Source organism: Vibrio sp. D54 (assembly GCF_021728075.1).
Taxonomy (GTDB): domain Bacteria; phylum Pseudomonadota; class Gammaproteobacteria; order Enterobacterales; family Vibrionaceae; genus Vibrio; species Vibrio alginolyticus.
The window spans coordinates 335,632-354,575 of the sequence record NZ_JAKKCS010000004.1 but is presented as its reverse complement, the minus strand read 5'-3'; the positions used below and the strand labels follow the sequence as shown (position 1 = coordinate 354,575).

Genomic DNA, 18,944 nt, shown 5'->3' with positions numbered 1-18,944 from the left:
AGCCCCCTTCAAACCAACTAAATTTTCAACCTATCATATACACTGTCATCTACACACTCTCTATTAGACTCACCATACTTTGCAACTCAGTAGCGCATACGAATTCCGGGCCCAACCGACTAAAGCTATTCACTTTTTGAATTGTGGCAGTGGAGATTAAGGGAGCCATAACCCTCATGTGTAACACTGCTGAACACTGTGTAACATTGCTGTGGACATTTTTAACTTCGAACTTAAATCTTCCCAATCATAGAGTTAACTGAAATCAAAAATACGCCTGCATAAAACTGTAAAAAGCGCTGACACAATTTTATCATCAAAAATCACAAAAATAATGCAAATACAAATAGTTATCTAATGGCATGCTCTGTGCTTTTATTTTCACCCGAAGTTGACGTTCCACAACAAATAACAAACTAACAACGAGTTTTGGTAAGCAGTACCCCCCAGGCTCAACGGAGGTTTTATGGAAAGCAATATTAATTCATGTTGGATCACAAACGTATTGAGTTGTGCCAACATAACCAAGGCAAAACTATTGGCTTTATTACTAGTTGTTCTAAGCTTTGTTTTAAGCACGCAAAATGCGTTAGCTAACGACCCTGGTGAACCTACAGACAATGGGGTACACCCTATGTTCGTAGAGGGCAATCCAACTTGTTCGGATCTTATGGGCAATGTTGAAGGGCTCGTGGAGTATCGCATAGATGGAGATCAATTGGGCGATGGTGTGCTCGGCGATGGGGAATTAAGCGTTACTATCGATGTTCAACCAGATAAGACATTTGATTGGTCAAGCAGCGGAGGTATTGTCCACTCTATCTTTGTTAAAGGCGGACCAAATGGTAATTTCTACGAATATTATAGTGACGGTGGTGTAATAACTTATTCCGACGGAAACTTACACTCTCCCGTTAATCCTAAAAATGGTAACTACTACGGTCTGAGCCATGTGTCATTCTGTTACACACCAGGAGAACCAGAAATTACTCTTGTTAAAGAATGTACATTTGGCGAAGTTGTTGGTGGTGATTCATTGCGATTCAATTACAAGTTAACCGTAACAAACTCAGGTACTGTGCCGCTATACGATATTGTCGTCACTGATGATACCGCAGAAGATATAGATGGTTTAGGTAGCCACACAACCAATATAGGTATGCTCGATCTGGACGACTCACAGGTTATTAATGGCAGTTTTGTTATTAACCAGAATGGTATCCTGAACCATGCTAGTGCTAAAGCTGCAACTGAAGTAGGTGGCGAAGTGGCAACTCAAGACACGGCAAGTTGGGATTGTCCTGAACAAAACCTTATCGGTTCATTATCACTTGAAAAAGATTGTGACGTACTCGTAGTGCTTAACGACTATGGACATTACGGACTACAAGTGAATTACAGTGGTGAAGTCTGTAACACATCCGAAGTAACCATAAATAACGTATTTGTGACTGACGATAAAGACGCTGATCCTCAATTTATCGGTACCCTAACCCCTATGGGAACTATAGGGGCATGTGCTCCATACTCAGGTAGCTACGTTCCTGTTCCAGGAGAAGACGAATTGGGTGAAGGTACTCCGGGATTTTATGTAGGTGCCTTTAAAGATATGGTAACTGCAACGGGTGTTCCTGTGTTTGGCGATCTAGCACCAGTTATGCCTGCTGAGGCAGAATGTACCTTGTGTCCTCAATGTGTTGATCTCGAGATGTGCCCTGCGCCCGCATCGGACCTTAACCTATAAAATGCGTTTCTAATAATTAGAAATAGGAAAATGCCTGACTCAAAGAGTCAGGCATTTTTACGTGATCCTGCTACTTGTTTTTTCCTTTACCTGGCTTGCTGTTATCACCACCATCCGACTGTAGCTTTATCAACACATCGGCCGTTGAGCGGCTATTACCATCGCTAATGGTATAACTAAAGCTGTCATTATTTTTGAACCTTCGGCTTGGTGTGTAGCGCAAGGAACCATCTGACAATAGTTCGACACTGCCTTTATTAGGCTCTGTAAATGAGACGACTGAGGCCGAAGCTTGCGCATCAATAATATCGTTTACCAACACATCTATTAGAACAGACTTTTTTTCATTCAAGATAACGGTATCATCAACAGCAGCCAGTTCAGGCTTTGTCAATTCATCTGCCATCACGGCATACATTACTGATGTTGCAGCATCATAAGATAGATCAGCTGAGTGCTCAGTTTGAATAGACAGTGAGTAATTTTTTGCTTCAGTTTCTGTTGCTGAGGTCACAACGACTACTGCTTGTCCGGACTCACCAGAAGCCAGTGTTAACTGATTGTCACTAGCTTGCCAACCAATCGGTACCACGGTATTGATATTAAAGGTAGAAGTTCCGCAATCTATAGAGTCATTGTTTGTTATGCTCACCTGATACTGCACATCTTCACCTGCCAGAACTGAGTTTTTCGTAATCGCTTGAGCCGTTATACTCGGTGCGTTAATAGTGCAGTTACCCATGCCACCACCAAGCTCAGAACCACTTAGCGTTACCGTAACCTCAGCCTGAGTGCCATTTGCGCTATTTAAGTTGATCGTCGCTCCAGAAAGCGGATCAGTATAACTATCACCAACTGGCATGGCTGGATCGTACCAGTCGTTTGAGCCAGTAATGGCATAATATTCAGAGCCCATTTTAAAATGAAGCAGATTGCTACTGCGTTCATCACCTTCTAGTGCTGAGCGAATGACAATGCCGTCCGTTACATCGCCACGATAAAAAATGTAAGAGCGTGCATCTAAAAAACTGTCGTAGCCAACTGATTGGCGATACTCAATATAAAACCAGCTTTTCTTCCCCGTAGTCGGATCAATACCACGTGGTACCTTGATGGTTACAGGAGCGCTACTTTGTGTTTCGTAGTTTGCAATTACATAAGTGCCACTTTGAGTAACTTCAATTGTTTTAGCAGCATAACTACCTTCTAACCAACCTAGCTGCTCTCTCTGGAAAGTATTGATATAACCATTAGAGCCCCCCATCACATCATAGCTGTCACCATATTCACGTCTTGTACAGTGATCTGAGATAGGTTGGTCACCACAGTCAAGTGCCCCCGAGTGACGCATTCCAAGATTATGTCCCAATTCATGAGCAATGTTCATTGCGGAAAAGTTGCCATTAATCCAAGCTCGTGACGGCTTACCCTGCATCGTCGCTGAGCCAGCAATGCTGCACGCCGTTTTCGTCATCATATAAACGATACGATCATACTGGCCCAAGTCTATACCTGATGAAATAGCTTTCTGATCTGCCGCTTCGCGCACGGCGCTTAAGTCACATATCTGGTTTGAAACAGGCAGTGTATACCAACCCACAACTTGACCAGAAAACCAAGTCTGGCCAAAAGAATTCTCGCGATAAAAATCATCCACAGTATCAAATACTAAATGATTTGCTTCGGCCTTGCTCAACGGTTGCTCATTCGGGTTCTCTTTGAAATTCAGCAACATAACTAGTGTATTTTGTTGTCCCGTCGTATTTGCTGTTGCATTGGCGTAGTGGGTACTCTGTAGAAAAGAGAATATTACCAATAAAAATGACAACCCTTTATTTAGAGTTTTTCTATTTATTTTAATATTTTTTATCACTGCTTCACCTAATTTAGAATAGTAAATAATTCATTTTTCAATGAAAATACATAATGTAAATAATATAAAATTTAGACAATAAAATGCCCTAGCCTACTAATCCAGGCATGTCCTCATTTAACATGAATATGTTCATAAATGAATAATAAACAAAAATATATTCGCGAGAATCATAACAAAACAAATGGTCAAAATTCAACCACAAAGACGAACAACTTAAATAAAGAGCATAAACAAAAAATTTATCTTAGCTATCAAATATTTAATTGAATATAAAAACAATTTTATATAAACAACATTTATATTATAAAATAAATTTAGCAATTAAGTTTAACCACAAAAATTAATTCTTTAAATATCAGCAGAATAGGGACGAAAAACAAAATAAAGAAAATACACAACAAAAGTTATAAGCTTTAAATTCATTAACTTAATAACGACACATAATGTTAATATTATTCATCATTTCCTGAACCACATTAACTCATTATATTGTTAAATTTACGTCAAATAAAAACAATGAAACATCACAATACTCACCTATACTCATATTTATTAAAAGGTTAAACCGAAGTACAGAGCACACTAATAAATCAAGAAAAATATATTTAAAAGGAGATAAATATCAAAATTAAATTCAGTATTAGACTAAGTTAACAATAATTATATAGAGAGAAATATAACTAAGTTAGATATAATAATTAATTTAGGTCTGTAGTTTATACACAACTACTATTTAGATATGTATTGGAATGGTTTGAAATGCCAAATATAAAAAAACCGGCTATAAGCCGGTTTTTTTATAAATATTGGAGGCGCCTCCCGGAGTCGAACCGAGGTCCACGGATTTGCAATCCGCTGCATAGCCACTCTGCCAAGGCGCCTTTCTGATTTTATATCTCTGTCATCAAAGATTTTGATGGTGCCCCGGGCCGGACTTGAACCGGCACAGCGCGAACGCCGAGGGATTTTAAATCCCTTGTGTCTACCAATTCCACCACCAGGGCAACGCAATCATGCGATGGGTTAGACACCATCTTTCTCAGCGACCTTCATCGTGAGAACGAGGTGTACTTTAACGGATTAATTTATTAGGTCAACAATAAATTTTATCTTTTTGATTCATATGGTTAAGAAACAGCCCGAAAGAGTAAATAACCTTCAAATTGTAGATCTATTATCCTAATTATATCCATGTAGCTTCTCAGAATAATCCTTTCGATAAACATCTAATTGGCCATCCTTCCACCAGATTCTTAAATAACAGTATTCCGTATTTATTCAGCATACCCTTTAGCATCGAATACCGACAAAGTGTTCACTTGTAAACTAGAAACACATACTAAAGGTATGTTCTTCTGCCTCCTTGTAACTTATTGATATTAAATTTAATTCTCGTTTTCTGTCTTCCATGCGAATGCGAACAAGTTAACACTCTGTTCACAATGTGTATTTTAAAGACACTTGTCAAAAAACAAAAACAATAAAAATCAAACAGTTAAGCTTGGTTTGATTTTTGCTCTCTTATGGTCACCGACAACCGCTCCAAAAGCACAGTTTCTAGTTATCCACTTTGGAGTAATTGTCTTAGGACTAGGGGCACAGCAGTTCGTGTACTCAATGATGCCGAAGTCCAGTGTTGGCATCATTGGGTATTCACATCGCCCTTTTATCAACTTTCAAGAAGAAAAGAAGGTAGATGATGGAACATTTAATAAATAGCCGACATAAAAGGCTGCTTAGCGCCATGTTAATAGGTGCCGCGGCATTTTATGGGCAAACCGCATTCGCGCAAGACCCTGGTATACAAAGTATTTGTATGGAGGATCAATATGGTAAGAATTTGAATTGTACCGCTAATGATATCAATATCGCAGAAGCTACAAATATCGAAGTTACTGCAATCGGTGGTAATCCGGTAGACCCAGGAACGACGGTCTGTGTAGCTCAACAAACCGTAACGTTTACCGCTGACTTTGAAGTTGTATCAACTGCAAGTGATCGTTATGACATCGGACTTTACTTCCAGAACGAAGGAGGACCGAATGCACTTAATGGTAGCTGTAACATCTATACTTTGAGCGATGAATACTCTCAGAACGCGAACGACACCGATGGTGACGCTTGTTTTGACGTACAACAAGCACAAGTCGTTATCCATTCTGCCGAGGTAACCACGCTGTGTGAAGATACTGACGGAGATGGTCAACTCAACCTACCAAACTGTGTTAGCTGGCGCCAACCTGGTAAAAATGAAGTCTGTGAAGATGGTAATGATGCCTACCCTGGCGCTCCATCAAAATGTAATTGTGACGACAATTACAACATTCCAATTTTTATTCAACCAGATCCACCCGTTTCCACCAAATCGGTTAATAAAATGGCGGGAACAGAACCTGGCGACGAATTTATCTACACAATTAAAATCGTCCCAGCTGAAAGTACTGGTAACAGCGTTTTCGTGACTAAAATCGAAGATGAAATATCCTCTAGCACTAACTCTGATTCACAAACATTCTTGCTAAACAGTGTAGGTGGCGGTAATGATATTGGCATGACGAAAGGTCACTACACATTAATGTCAAGTGAGCTAGCCAACGCTTGTGAAAACATCGTGCTTCCTTATGAGATTCCGCCAGAAGCGGTTGGTTTAGAGTGTACATTCAAAATTGCTATTAGTGACAACGACTTACCAGATATCCCTACTGACGAATCGTTTGAAAACTATGTTCGTTCCACTATCGTCGATGAATATGACGAACCTGTCGGAGACAACACTTGTACCGTCGCGAGTACCGCTGGTACGCCAAATCCAAACTGTAGTAATGAGATCATCGTAAAACTCACGAATGTATCTCCTGAAATTTCTGTTACTAAATCAGCTAATCCAACAACCGTTGTCGAAAGTCTTGCTGGTGAACCTGTCGAATACACTGTTGTTATCACCAACAATTCGTCGGTTGACGAGGTAGAGATCACATCTATAACAGATGACCAATACAACATCGCAACTGAAGCAGCAACGTGCTTGGGAGCAATGCTTGGAATCGGTGAGTCTTGTCAATTTAGCTATACACGAAATGTTGCAGGTAATGTGGGTGATCCTGCATTTGTGAACAACGTTACTGCTATCGCTTTTGATAACGAAAACGACTCGGATGAAGACTCTGGTCAAGCGAGTGTGTCCTTTAGTAACAGCCCTGGTGCTATTGATTTGGTCAAAACTCCTAACGCTTTAGACGAGCCACCATATTCTGTAACCGAGTCTGGTGATAATGTAGACTTCACGTTTACTATTACCAATACGTCCCCTGTAGACAGTATCACTCTCACAGAAATGACGGATGACAAACTTGGTGTGTTATTCGATGCAGGAAGCTTCCAAGGCAATTGTAACTTCTATGGTGATATCTTAGCTCCTGGAGAAAGTCGATTCTGTACTGTTACGACTTTCCTATCGGGTGAACCAGACATGCCACATATGAACACAGCGGAAGTAACAGGTGAAACCGATGATTTCATTCCTGAAATCGTCACAGATACCGATAACGGTAAAGTTGCATTTATCAATGAACCAGCTGATATCAACTTGAATTTCGCTCTGTCATTAACATTGAGCCTTAACATTGAGAACGCCTCTAGCTATGAAGCGGTTAATTTAAATGCTCTTAGTATTGCGGGCACTCCAATAGAAGCTGGTCAAGGTAATACACATTACTTGATTACCGCAAGTAATTGTCCAGTTGCGTTCCCATTCTCTATCGCTGCGAACGGTAGCATGAACTGTACATTCAGTGTTGATTTGCTCACACCGGATGCTTCTGTAGATAACCTATTTAGATCTGCAGGCTCTGGAGGCTTATTGGTAATCTCAGTAGCAGATGAAGATGGTGGGCCAGCAGTAGAGCCAGTGATTGTTGTCAACGCACAAGCCGTATTGGCGCCCTAACTAATGATGATGAGGTAAATAAAGTTATCGGCTTACCTTAGTTAAAAAAGGTGCAATGATTTAACACATTGCACCTTTTAATTTTACTGAGCCTTGTTTACAGAAAAATTATTTTCTACCCTTTCCTTTATTGGTATTAGAGCCTGAAGTGCTCGCCATACTAATATACACTAGCGCTGACGCAGTAAGATCGCCATCGCTGATGGTATAACTGAAACTATCACTTCCTTTAAAGTTCTTAGCTGGCGTATATATTAACTGACCATCTGACGTCATTCGTACCGCTCCTTTCGAACCCTGAGTTACAGATGTTATCGTTAGTTTATCCCCTTCAGGATCGCTATCATTTGCGAGCACATTAATACTTACTGAGTCTTTTGAACTTACTTCCACTCGATCTGTCTGGGCAACTGGTGCGCTATTCACCTGGACTGGAACTGAGATTCCGAAGCTCACCTTTTTGCTAATATTCAGGCTCGTATCTGCTGAATGCTGAGCGTTAATGGCGATATCGTATGTTCCATCTGTTGCTTCTGCGCTTGACGTAACATTCATTGTGAATGATTGAGTTTCACTAGGGCTCAAAGTAATACCACCGCTATTAGCAGTCCACCCACTTGGCACACTCGCTGATAGGGTAAATGTACTCGAATCACAAGTTGCACTATCTTGGTTGGTCAGAGTTGCTGTGTAACTAGCAGTACTGCCCGGTTCAAACTCCCCCGTCTGATTTGCAGATAACACCAACAAAGGCGTTCCACGTGAACAGACGTCCACTGGCGTTTTGATAACAAAATTTGCTTCTGTATTTGTGTAGTAATCAGTATCAATACTGTTTATTACGCTAAATAGCATCGAGTAACTACCATCCGTCGCCGTTAAGTCAGAAGTCACATCAATGACCACACTCTCACTGTCTCCTGGCGCTATACTTAGCGTAGATGAGGTGGCACTCCACCCACTTGGTACCGAAGCTTCAACGTCAAACTCTGAGGTATCGCAACCTTCTGCGTCATTATTAGTGACTGTAACACTATAACCGAGCGTGCTCCCCGACTCCGCTGTGGTATTTTGGCTAGGAGAAACGGCAACAGTGGGAGCATTTTTATGGCATGTTGGCTGCGTAAAGCTGATATGGACACTTGCTCCGGTATTTTCGGCCCACTCGGTGGTAATGGTTAACCCAGCCTCTATATCTGTATAACTTTTTCCAACAGCCAAAGCAGAATCGTTCCAGTCAGTTATTTGGCTAGCCGGGGTTAAATCAATAAGTTGGCTACTGTTCATATCGGACTCTGTACTTAGGCGCATTGTTACACCAGACGTAAGATCCGAATAACTCGCAAGATAGCTGTCAAAACCTTTAGGCTGCCGATACTCTAGGTAGTACCAAAGTTTCTTTCCTGTTGAAGAGTCCACACCTCGCTGAATCTTTATTGCTTTGGCTTCCCCCTCAGGAACGGACTCATAAGGCTCAAGTATGTAACTACCATCAGAATTTACTTCAATAATTTTACCTGCAATTGATGATGGCTCAGAAGAAAACCACCCTAGACTGTCTTTGTTGAAAGCACTGAAATGTCCGGTAAAGCCCGGAGCTCCCATGATCTCCAAACTATCACCGTATTCAACTGTGTAACAATCACCACTAATCACCTCAACACCACATTCAAGCTTTTTCGCATGATGCAATCCAAGGTTATGGCCAAGTTCGTGGGCTACAGTTCTTAGTGTCATAGAACCATTGATCCAAGTTCTCGACGGTGTCCCACCCACTGTACCTTTTCCTGTCCACCCACAATCAGCAATTTTAGGAAAAACGAAAACCACTCGATCATAGGTATCGATGTCTACGCTGTCAGCTGTAGCAGCTTCTTTAGCCGCAGTATAAATTTGCGCAGTATTACATACTGCGTTCATAGGCAGCGTGTAATAGCCTAGAACGTCTCCAGTAAACCATGTCTGATTATTTGAATTTTCTTTATAGAAATCATTCACCGAGCCAAATACTAGATCAGTTACTTCTTCAACAGTCCATGGTTCTTGTACATCATCCAGAAAATTCACTAACATCACGAGTGTCGACTGCTCACCTAGAGTATTAGACAAAGTAAAAGGTGAAGTACCGGTTGATGCGGCACCTGTATCTCCATCAGCCAATACAAGAAGACCTTGCTGCGACTCTTCCAAAACTAACGCGTTTTGATCATCAAACTTCCAACCGCTAGCGCGAACTTTAGCACCAGATGGAATTGGGTTGATTTGTGATTTAGAAGAACCGTAAACCTCAACAAAGCCCTCAGAGGTTTGCAGTACATATCGAAGACGGCTCTTGCTATGATCTTCATAATCTTCATAGAAAACTTCCAGTTCGCCTTCTAGCGTTTGCTCATGCTCTAACAAAGCTTGCACTTTTTCAGGCATACCTTTGCGAGCTTTTGCAGTCAGAGCAACCTGCGCTACCGTGCTAGGGTCTGACTGAAACAACTCGGAAATCAATACTTGACGATCGTGAGCAAGAGAAATCATTTGCTCTAAATAGTGATGTTTGTTTTTCGCCGATGCACCATGATAATTAATCATCGTCTGCTTTAGCACGCTAGTATTATCTTGAGCCTGCTGGCGCTTCTCCTTGGCAGTAGGTGAAACCGATTTTTCTTGTTGAATCAAATGCTCATGCGGGATGTCTTGTGACTGCGCCGTCGCGTTGAATGTCAGAGATAAGAGGCTGATAAGAGCCGTTGTGGAAAGTTTAAATGTATTGGAAGTAACAATATTAAAATGGGTATTAAACATACTTAATTTCTTATGTGGTTTTATCTTTGGTTCTAATTTTTCACACAGCATAAGTCCGCAATCATGTCGAAAGATTGATGATTAGTAAGCGAAAAAAATAACTAGCCTAAACGTATAAATTTAATTTAACTTCAAACGCTTATAAACGTTAAAAGCAATAAAATAAGCTATAATTAGAATCCAAAGACATATAATAATTATTCAATAAAAGGCATTGCCTTTTAAGCAAAATGAAAATCATAAATTAGTTATTTATTATTTAAGTTAAACTTGCGTTAGTCACACAAGATAAATCATTTATTCGTATGCAATTAATTTACCTCTTTTTCTTCAGCCTTTAAGCATAGGTTGGTTTTTGTGGGTAAAATCCTACAAACACGGCGATTAAATTTCAACCAAAAACAATTAATTTTCATCACAACATCAAACATTATTATTCAAATCATGAATATATAAGAAGATTTATCTTACAAGTAAACTCTCACCACTAATATGAGCCCAGACTAATATCAATTTAATATTTTTATATAATTCAAAAATTACTATATGAAAAATAAGAACTTTATTTTAAACAACAAAAAACTAACACAAACAAAACAACTATTAATAATCGATGATTTAATAAAAAAATATGCATGTCGTTTCAATTCACCACAACAGCTATAAATCTCGACACTTAATATCAAATATCGAGAGCTAATCTCTAAATCAACGAATTAATTTAGATAAAATAAAAGGCAACTAACATTAGTTGCCTTTTATTCAATATGAAAATCATTATTCTGTTTTATCACTATTTGATAACCCCTCTAATAGTGATTCAAACACCGTATAGCCCTGTGCACCTACCACGATTTGCGGTTCTACAAGTTGATCATTTTCTACCCGACCAATTAAAAAAGTTGGTGTGCCGCGAATACCTAAGGATTTTCCTAGCGTCATATCTTGCTCAATCTTGTCAGCAACAGATTGATCTTCCATACATTTATTGAACTCTTCAATGTTTAAAGATAAGTCTATCGCTGCTTTTTGATAGAACTCCTCCCCTAAATCTTTAGCGTTGTTAAACAACATTTCTCGCATAGTCCAATAGGAGTTTTGCTTAAGACTACATGCAGCCGCGATCGCAGCCCCTTTGGCTTTGGCATGAAAACTTAAAGGAAAATCTCGCGCAATATATTGCACCTTTCCGTTATCGATATAATTTTCCTTTATCTGTTTAAAAGCATTATCCGTAAATCGCTTACAATAAGGACATTGAAAGTCAGAAAATTCAACGATAGCAATTTTTGCTTCTTTATTCCCAAGAATTGGAAGTGTACCACCTTCGGAAAAGTTAAGTTGGTTTGGCAAAGTCGGAGGTTCTTTTTTCGGTGGATTAAATGCTAAGTCTTTAATTTCTTTAACTTCATTTTGTATCTCCCCCATTTCTTTTGTTAATTCACTTATCTCTTCCTTTAACAACTCAACTTCTAATTTTAGATTATCATTATCATCTGACTGACAACCGGTTAAAAATTGCAGTAGCACTAATGGTATGATGAATCTTACTGTTTGTATAAACATCTCACGTCCTCAATATGAAACAAAACAAATATAAAGATTTAACTTTACTTTTCTCTATCAAAAGATTTGCTGAGGCGTCAATGATGAAATAAGCCTATAAATGAATATCTAACATAGAAACCATCAGTAATAACAACAAGCTACAAGGTACCACCGAATTCAAAAACTAATAAATTATAAATGACCATTCACACTCCGATAAGACAGCAATTTCTTTCGAGTTGATAAAAAGTATTGTAAAAGAGTAATTATAAGTCAATGAAGTCACAAAGATTATGACGCCATTTTAAATAATTTAGAATGGAGAGAATAAATGTTATTTAATAAATAGTTATTGTTTTAAGATCAAATTTATATAAGCCACTATTAGTCGTACAAAAAATCAGCCTCTACACTAAGTTTAAGCTTTTTGGAGGACAATCATGACCATTCATAAGAAACCATCATTTCACTTACCCTTACATGCCGACTCCGAACTCGACTTCGTAATGTCCCACTTCTTCCTTAGTGAATTTGATTATGCACGCTCTCTGGAACAGGGGATCGTCCATGACTTGGACCCTGAATATACACACCAGTATCGCGTCACACTAAGGCGCATACGCTCACTATGCGTACTACTTCGCGAACTGATACCTCCTTTTGAACAGCGTATTTTGAAACCTCATTTAAAAATAATGATGAAGAAAACAAATAAGCTGCGTGATTTGGACGTATTTATCTTGGACAAAAACCAATACATTGAAATGCTCCCAAATCACAAATCGTCTCTTGAGCAGCTTTTTGGCTTTATCGAAGCCGAACGTGCTTACGAACAGGCAAAAGTTACGCGTTGGCTAGCTACAGAAGAATACACAACGCACTGCACTTTGGTCAGGAATAGTCTGCTGCGAAGTACGCAACACGAACGAGTGGATAGCAACGTACCTGCGTTACTCTTCGCAAGCCAAAAAATCTCCGATCAATTTAAAAAAGTTGATAAAGCACGACGCAAGATCTCGGACAAAAGTCGTGACAGCGTGATTCATTCGATGCGGATAAAGTGCAAATCGCTTCGTTATTTGTTAGAAGGATTTTCCACGCTCTATCCTTCCCAACAGCACAAAAACAACGTGAAACAACTAAAACTATTGCAAGACAAGCTCGGTGACTTTAACGACACTTCAAGTCAAATTGAATTTTTCGCACAACTCAAAGAAACAGCAAATCTTGATAAACAAGATCGTAAGGCTTTGAAAAAGCTAATTAACGTGCTTAGCGAACATCATGCACTCTCTCGCCAAACCATCTTGACGCATTTAAGCCAGTTTGAGTCTTTCATTCGCGATACCAATACACAGAATCTCTACCGACCCTAAATCAAGGTTCACGTATTTTTAATATTCATTAATTACAGTCAACCGTTAGGCTCCACTAAGAAAGTTAACGTGAAACCATTAAAACGATACCAATACGAGCGCTATGCGGTGCTTTGTAATCTCGCCTACCCTCGCGTCTTCAGGCAAACTCAATACGGGTTCGATCCTAATGGGCAACGAGTCATTAGAAATGAACACGGTAAGATTATGATTCGCGTGCTCTGGAGTAAAAAACAGAGTGAAGTGGTCGTAGTGATTAAAGGCTCACACAGTATCAGTGATTGGTTGTTGAACTTCGCGATGTGGACGAGAAGCTGTCGAAGGTTGGGACTAAACTATCGCATTCACGCGGGTTTCTATCATCTGTTGTTCCAAGAAAGTTTACCGAGCCGAAATGAAGATCGGTTAGGGTTGACCGTGATCGAACGCCTCGAAGGTATCGTTGTACCACTTATTCTCAGGGGGAAAAGAATCACTATTACTGGCCACTCTTCAGGTGGCGCGATTGGCAGTGTTTTTGCTGACTATATTGACAAAAAATACCCAAAAAGCATTAAACGCGTGGTCACTTTCGGACAGCCCGCTGTCGGGGATTGGACGTTTAAGAAACGCTACCGTTTGGGGCACAAAACATACAGGATTTGTTGCGACATCGACATCGTGACCTTTATGCCGCCCGTACCTTTTTTGTATTGGCATGTAGGCAAAATGCTATGGTTATATAACGGGAGAATATACGAGAACACCCCAACGCTCATACGGCTTGGGCGCTCCTTATTTAGTTGGCTAATGCGACCGTTCTCTTATCACTTTATGAGTAAATACATTCGCGACAAAGACTTTTTTGATGAACGCTGAGTTAAACATCCGAAAGGTATGACGTACAGACACGAAAAAGCCGGACTTCGCCGGCTTTACGATTAAGTGGTGATCTACAGAGAGGCAATTTCTTTTTCAAGTTGATATTTGTTATCTGTGACAATTCGCTCTAACACTTCAACACGTCGCTTCAAGTCACCAATTTGCTTGTTAAGGTTATCTTGTTCTTCTCGGCTCATCGTATTACGTTCAGATATCTCCAACGCTCTTACTTCTTTACGATGGTTCAAGATTAACTTTATTATCCCGCCCCCAAATATGGCACCGAACACAATAGCCACAACCAATACATCAGCAATAGATTCCATTCTTTATCTTCCTCTAGATTATGCTCAAATATAAGTTACTCATTTGTTGAATGAATATCAAATAACACATTGATTCATTGAAAAGTTTTATCAAGAATTGCCTACTCTGTATCAAAATCACAGGAATGGATTATTCAACGCCAACCCAAACCGAGACAGATCCGCCGTTTACTGGGAACTCAGCCCAACCATTCGCATCAGTCCAAACTTCTTCAGTTCGGATACCCAACTTGTCTACGTAGCGAGCACTTGGTTTACCCGTATACATCCACTTCGAGCCGCCTGGTCCATCGCTCATGATCACGGCCATTGAATGTGGATGCTCTGCATCACCTTCTCGAGTCCAACCAATTACGTCCCAGTGGTCGAGATAAGAATGTTGTTTGCCATACGCATAATCTTTACGCAGTGTTACTAGCTCTTCAATGTAAGGCACTTTGACCATGTTGATGTCATGCCCTTTATCACTGTACTGCGCGCCGTAGTAATCTGCATAAAACACGGATGGATAACCTTCTTCACGCAATAAGATAAACGCGTAAGCGAGCGGCTTAAACCACCAATCAACCGTCGACTCCAAAGCCTGCAAAGGTTGAGTGTCATGGTTTTCTACTAAGGTTACCGCTTTGACTGAATTGTCCTTCATCAGCGTACCATCCATGATTTGACGCATATCGTAGCTACCACCCGATTTAGACGCATTGTAGAAGTTCATATGTAACGGTGCATCGAATAGAGACATGCTGCCAGAAGTTTTGATGATAAAGTTATGCAGCTGATTCACATCGTAGTTCCAGTACTCTCCGACCGTGAAAAGTTCTTTCCCTGTTTTCCAACGTAGGTGATCAATCCATTCTTGCAGGTATTGATATTTGATGTGCTTCACCGCGTCCATTCTAAACCCATCCACACCCGTCATGTTGATATACCACTCGCCCCAGTCTTTCAGCTCTTGCTTCACTTCAGGGTGATCCATGTCTAGATCAGCGTACATAAGGTAATCGTAGTTGCCTTTTTCCGAGCTAACTTCCCAATCCCATGCCTTACCCTCACCTTTGAATTTGAAGATAGCTTTTTCTTCGCCAGCATCGTCCCAATCCACGCCATCAAAGTGGTACCACGTCCAATGAAAGTTTGAATACTTGTCGTTGCGCCCAGGGAAATCAAACTCTACCCACGCTTCAATCCATTTATCACCAAGTTCAATATTTCGGTTGTTCCAATCTACTCGCTTGGTATCAACCCAAGACTTTCCATCCGCACCACCGCGATGGTTGAACACCACATCGCCATAAATCTGGATATTGTTTTTATGGGCAGCATTGATGGCGCTTAGGTACTGATCTTTGGTGCCATACTTGGTGCGCACCGAACCTTTTTGATCAAACTCTCCCAAATCGTACATATCATAAACGCCATAACCGACGTCGTTGCTACCACCAGCACCTTTATAGGCGGGTGGTAACCATAACGCAGTAAAGCCGTTATCAGATAGTGCCGACGCGTTGTTTTCAACTTGTGTCCAGAGTGCACCGTCATTTGGCACATACCAATGGAAATACTGCATCATGGTGCCATTTTGTGCCGCCATTACAGGCGAACTGAGCAGCAAAGTTAAGGGTAAAAGTGTAGGTTTAAGGTTGAATGTTTTCATTATTTTTCTCTCACGTTAAGGACTAGAATCCTCCTTTCTGCATATACGCACCAAGCGATACTAACTATGACGCTAGCTAGGTTGCTGCCTGTAATACAAAAAGTTCGGATTACAATCGAAGAGAAACTATCACCAATCACACTATACAATTATTGAGTTGTCTAACATTTATAAAATCAATAATTAGCGCGTTAAAAATATTGAATGGTGATCAAAACATGGGAGACTTTAGGAAAGCGCGAAGGGTTACGAAAAGGCGGATTAAAAACGAAAAAAGCCAGTCATTTAAGACTGGCTTTCGAAATAGTGGAGGCGCCTCCCGGAGTCGAACCGAGGTCCACGGATTTGCAATCCGCTGCATAGCCACTCTGCCAAGGCGCCTTTCTGATTTTGTATCTCTGTCACCAAAGATTTTGATGGTGCCCCGGGCCGGACTTGAACCGGCACAGCGCGAACGCCGAGGGATTTTAAATCCCTTGTGTCTACCAATTCCACCACCAGGGCAACGCAATCATGCGATGGGTTAGACACCATCTGTCTCAGCGGCCTTTGCCGTGAGAACGAGGCGTACTTTAACGGATTAATTTATCTGGTCAACAATAAATTTTATCTTTTTGATTTAAGTGCTTAAAAAGCGATCTGACTAGTACGTTTGGCATTCAATTAGACCAATAAGCACCCTTTCCCTTTCATTAGCTATGAAGTCATACGCATACTAGTGTCCGTAACTGCTTCGAGGTAAACACGCGACTATCACGTTATGAACGCTGATCTTTTCATCGTTGTAACATCTGTAACAATTTGATTCCCTACTCTTGGCACGACTGCGTACAGAACATCATATTTTGTTACCGATAACTTTATATCGAATGTGGTCGTACCTTTATAAAATCATTGACTTTTTTTATTTTCAAACAAAGCTCAATTCATTATCGAAAATATCAATAAATAATGGTACGTTACACGAGTTGCAGTAATTTAATGGACATATATCACATATAAGGATGTGGTTTACTTTGGCGACACAACATAAGAAAAACAAGGTATATCACTAATGTCTATCAAGAATCTTTCTATAGCGAAAAAGATATCGCTATCGTTTTTACTCATTGCCATCGTCAACATTGCATTTGGCGTATTTTTATCTACAGAGCTCAAAAGCATCAAATCTGAGCTTTTAAACTATACCGACGATACGCTTCCTGCAATGGAAAGGGTCGATTCGATTCGAGATCACTTGTCTCGCTGGCGCCGAGCTCAATTTGCTGCGTACACTTATGAAGACGCAGACCAAGTCAAAACTAAAATTTCTAACAATATTAGAGAACGCGAAAAGATCACTAGAGAGCTCAACGCTTACGGTGAAACTATCTGGCCTGGCGAAGAGCAGCAAACTTACCAGCGTCTTATGCGTCAGTGGAAAAAGTACTTGGTTACTATGGACCAGTACAATGAAGCGATGCTAGCTAACGACAAAAGCAAGGCCCACCCTATTTTGGCGAACTCTTTGTCTGCTTTCGAAGCGGTTGACTCAGAGTTAGGCGAACTAATCCGTCTCCTTAAAGAAGCTATGGACAGCAACAAAACTCATATCCTGTCCTCTGTAAATGGATTGAGTAATTCTTCAATTGCAAGTAACGTGATTATTCTACTGATCATGGTAGGCATGACATACGTGCTGACTCGCCTAATTTGTGGCCCACTTAAACTTGTTGTTGAGCAAGCAAATGCCATCGCGACAGGTGATCTATCAAGTGACATTGACCGTAAAGCAATCGGCAATGACGAGCTTGGTGAACTGGCAGACGCGACCACTAAGATGCAAGATGACTTACGCCAAGTTATCGATAACGTGATTGCTGCAGTTACTCAGTTAAGCAGCGCTGTCGAAGAGATGAACCAAATCTCCGATATTTCTGCGTCTGGTATGAAAGATCAACAGCTGCAAATTACGCACATCGCAACAGCAATGACAGAAATGAAAGCGGCCGTAGCCGATGTTGCTCGTAACACTGAAGACTCAGCGAACCAAGCTAACGAAGCAAACCGCCGCACACAACACGGTGTTCGTGAAACCCAAGGTATGGTTGACGCGATTCAAGAAGTTTCAAACGTAATTGGCGCTGCAGGCGATACCGTAGCAGAGCTTGAACAGCAATCGAATAAAATTAACGTGATCGTGGATGTTATCCGCGACATCGCCGATCAAACCAACTTACTTGCACTTAATGCAGCCATTGAAGCGGCGCGTGCTGGTGAGTCTGGTCGTGGCTTTGCCGTCGTTGCAGACGAAGTTCGAACTCTTGCCGGCCGTACGCAAGATTCAACGAGTGAAATCACTTCGATCATTGAGCAGCTACAATCACTTGCAAAAGACGCAAAATCAGCCACTGAACTTTCTAGAACCAGCATCTCAGAATGTGCAGAACAAGGCATTCAATCAAAACAGCTGATGAGCGACATTGAGCATTCGATTTCGGACATCTCAGACATGGGTACCCAAATCGCCACGGCTTGTAACCAGCAAGACTCTGTTGCGGAAGAGCTTAACCGCAGCATTGAAAACATACATTTGGCATCTCAAGAAGTATCACAGGGCTCAGAGCAAACCGCACAGGCGTGCCGCGAACTAAGCCAGCTATCCATTTCTCTTAAAGATGTAATGAGCCGCTTTAAACTGAGTTAAACTCAGTGGATACCTTAGTAGATACCAAATCAATCCCGATTTGCTTAAATAGAATGTCATCACTGAGGTATATTTAGGTATATATTAAATCACTATCTTAACAAACGCTCCAAAGCACCACTTGGAGCGTT

At 40.7% G+C, this 18,944-nt stretch carries 10 protein-coding genes and 4 tRNA genes; 5 read left to right on the top strand and 9 right to left on the bottom strand.

Going from position 1 to position 18,944, the window contains the following annotated elements; all coding sequences use genetic code 11:
• The first annotated feature begins 538 nt into the window (after positions 1-538).
• Positions 539-1,744 carry a hypothetical protein gene (locus L3V37_RS08055; protein ID WP_225495853.1) on the top strand — a complete coding sequence of 402 codons (1,206 nt, stop codon included), beginning with the start codon at positions 539-541 and terminating at the stop codon, positions 1,742-1,744.
• 70 nt (positions 1,745-1,814) lie between these two features.
• Here L3V37_RS08055 and L3V37_RS08050 read toward each other — a convergent pair whose 3' ends face one another.
• The 3 genes from L3V37_RS08050 to L3V37_RS08040 form a co-directional block, all read right to left on the bottom strand.
• A complete protein-coding gene (locus tag L3V37_RS08050; RefSeq protein WP_237306136.1) occupies positions 1,815-3,479 on the bottom strand; it encodes an Ig-like domain-containing protein in 1,665 nt (554 codons plus the stop codon).
• A gap of 948 nt (positions 3,480-4,427) precedes the next feature.
• Positions 4,428-4,501, bottom strand: a tRNA-Cys gene (locus L3V37_RS08045).
• 36 nt (positions 4,502-4,537) lie between these two features.
• Positions 4,538-4,624, bottom strand: a tRNA-Leu gene (locus L3V37_RS08040).
• Positions 4,625-5,316: 692 nt separating this feature from the next.
• Between L3V37_RS08040 and L3V37_RS08035 the strand changes: the two genes are divergently transcribed.
• Entirely contained in the window at positions 5,317-7,566 is a 2,250-nt protein-coding gene (locus tag L3V37_RS08035; protein ID WP_237306135.1) for a hypothetical protein, read from the top strand.
• A 108-nt stretch (positions 7,567-7,674) separates the two neighbouring features.
• Here the strand turns inward: L3V37_RS08035 and L3V37_RS08030 are convergent, their stop codons facing one another.
• Positions 7,675-10,362, bottom strand: a complete 2,688-nt coding sequence (locus L3V37_RS08030; protein WP_237306134.1) for an Ig-like domain-containing protein — start codon at positions 10,360-10,362, stop codon at positions 7,675-7,677.
• A 777-nt stretch (positions 10,363-11,139) separates the two neighbouring features.
• The gene (locus L3V37_RS08025) at positions 11,140-11,928 is read right to left on the bottom strand and encodes a thioredoxin domain-containing protein (protein ID WP_237306133.1); all 789 of its coding nucleotides are present in this window, start codon (positions 11,926-11,928) and stop codon (positions 11,140-11,142) included.
• A gap of 422 nt (positions 11,929-12,350) precedes the next feature.
• On the opposite strand from L3V37_RS08025, the gene L3V37_RS08020 reads away from it, so the two are divergent.
• Both L3V37_RS08020 and L3V37_RS08015 read left to right on the top strand, forming a co-directional pair.
• Positions 12,351-13,286, top strand: coding sequence for a CHAD domain-containing protein (locus L3V37_RS08020; RefSeq protein WP_237306132.1), 936 nt, complete (start codon positions 12,351-12,353; stop codon positions 13,284-13,286).
• A gap of 69 nt (positions 13,287-13,355) precedes the next feature.
• The gene (locus tag L3V37_RS08015) at positions 13,356-14,144 is read left to right on the top strand and encodes a lipase (protein WP_213987041.1); all 789 of its coding nucleotides are present in this window, start codon (positions 13,356-13,358) and stop codon (positions 14,142-14,144) included.
• Between the two features lie 74 nt (positions 14,145-14,218).
• On the opposite strand, the gene L3V37_RS08010 is transcribed toward L3V37_RS08015, so the two are convergent.
• From L3V37_RS08010 to L3V37_RS07995, 4 genes are all read right to left on the bottom strand, one after another.
• A complete protein-coding gene (locus tag L3V37_RS08010) occupies positions 14,219-14,473 on the bottom strand; it encodes a hypothetical protein (protein WP_005375990.1) in 255 nt (84 codons plus the stop codon).
• 130 nt (positions 14,474-14,603) lie between these two features.
• A complete protein-coding gene (gene amyS, locus L3V37_RS08005; protein ID WP_213972774.1) occupies positions 14,604-16,127 on the bottom strand; it encodes an alpha-amylase in 1,524 nt (507 codons plus the stop codon).
• 307 nt (positions 16,128-16,434) lie between these two features.
• A tRNA-Cys gene (locus tag L3V37_RS08000) sits at positions 16,435-16,508 on the bottom strand.
• A 36-nt stretch (positions 16,509-16,544) separates the two neighbouring features.
• Positions 16,545-16,631: transfer RNA gene (locus L3V37_RS07995), tRNA-Leu, on the bottom strand.
• A 550-nt stretch (positions 16,632-17,181) separates the two neighbouring features.
• On the opposite strand from L3V37_RS07995, the gene L3V37_RS07990 reads away from it, so the two are divergent.
• Positions 17,182-18,813, top strand: a complete 1,632-nt coding sequence (locus tag L3V37_RS07990) for a methyl-accepting chemotaxis protein (protein ID WP_005375988.1) — start codon at positions 17,182-17,184, stop codon at positions 18,811-18,813.
• Positions 18,814-18,944 lie beyond the last annotated feature (131 nt).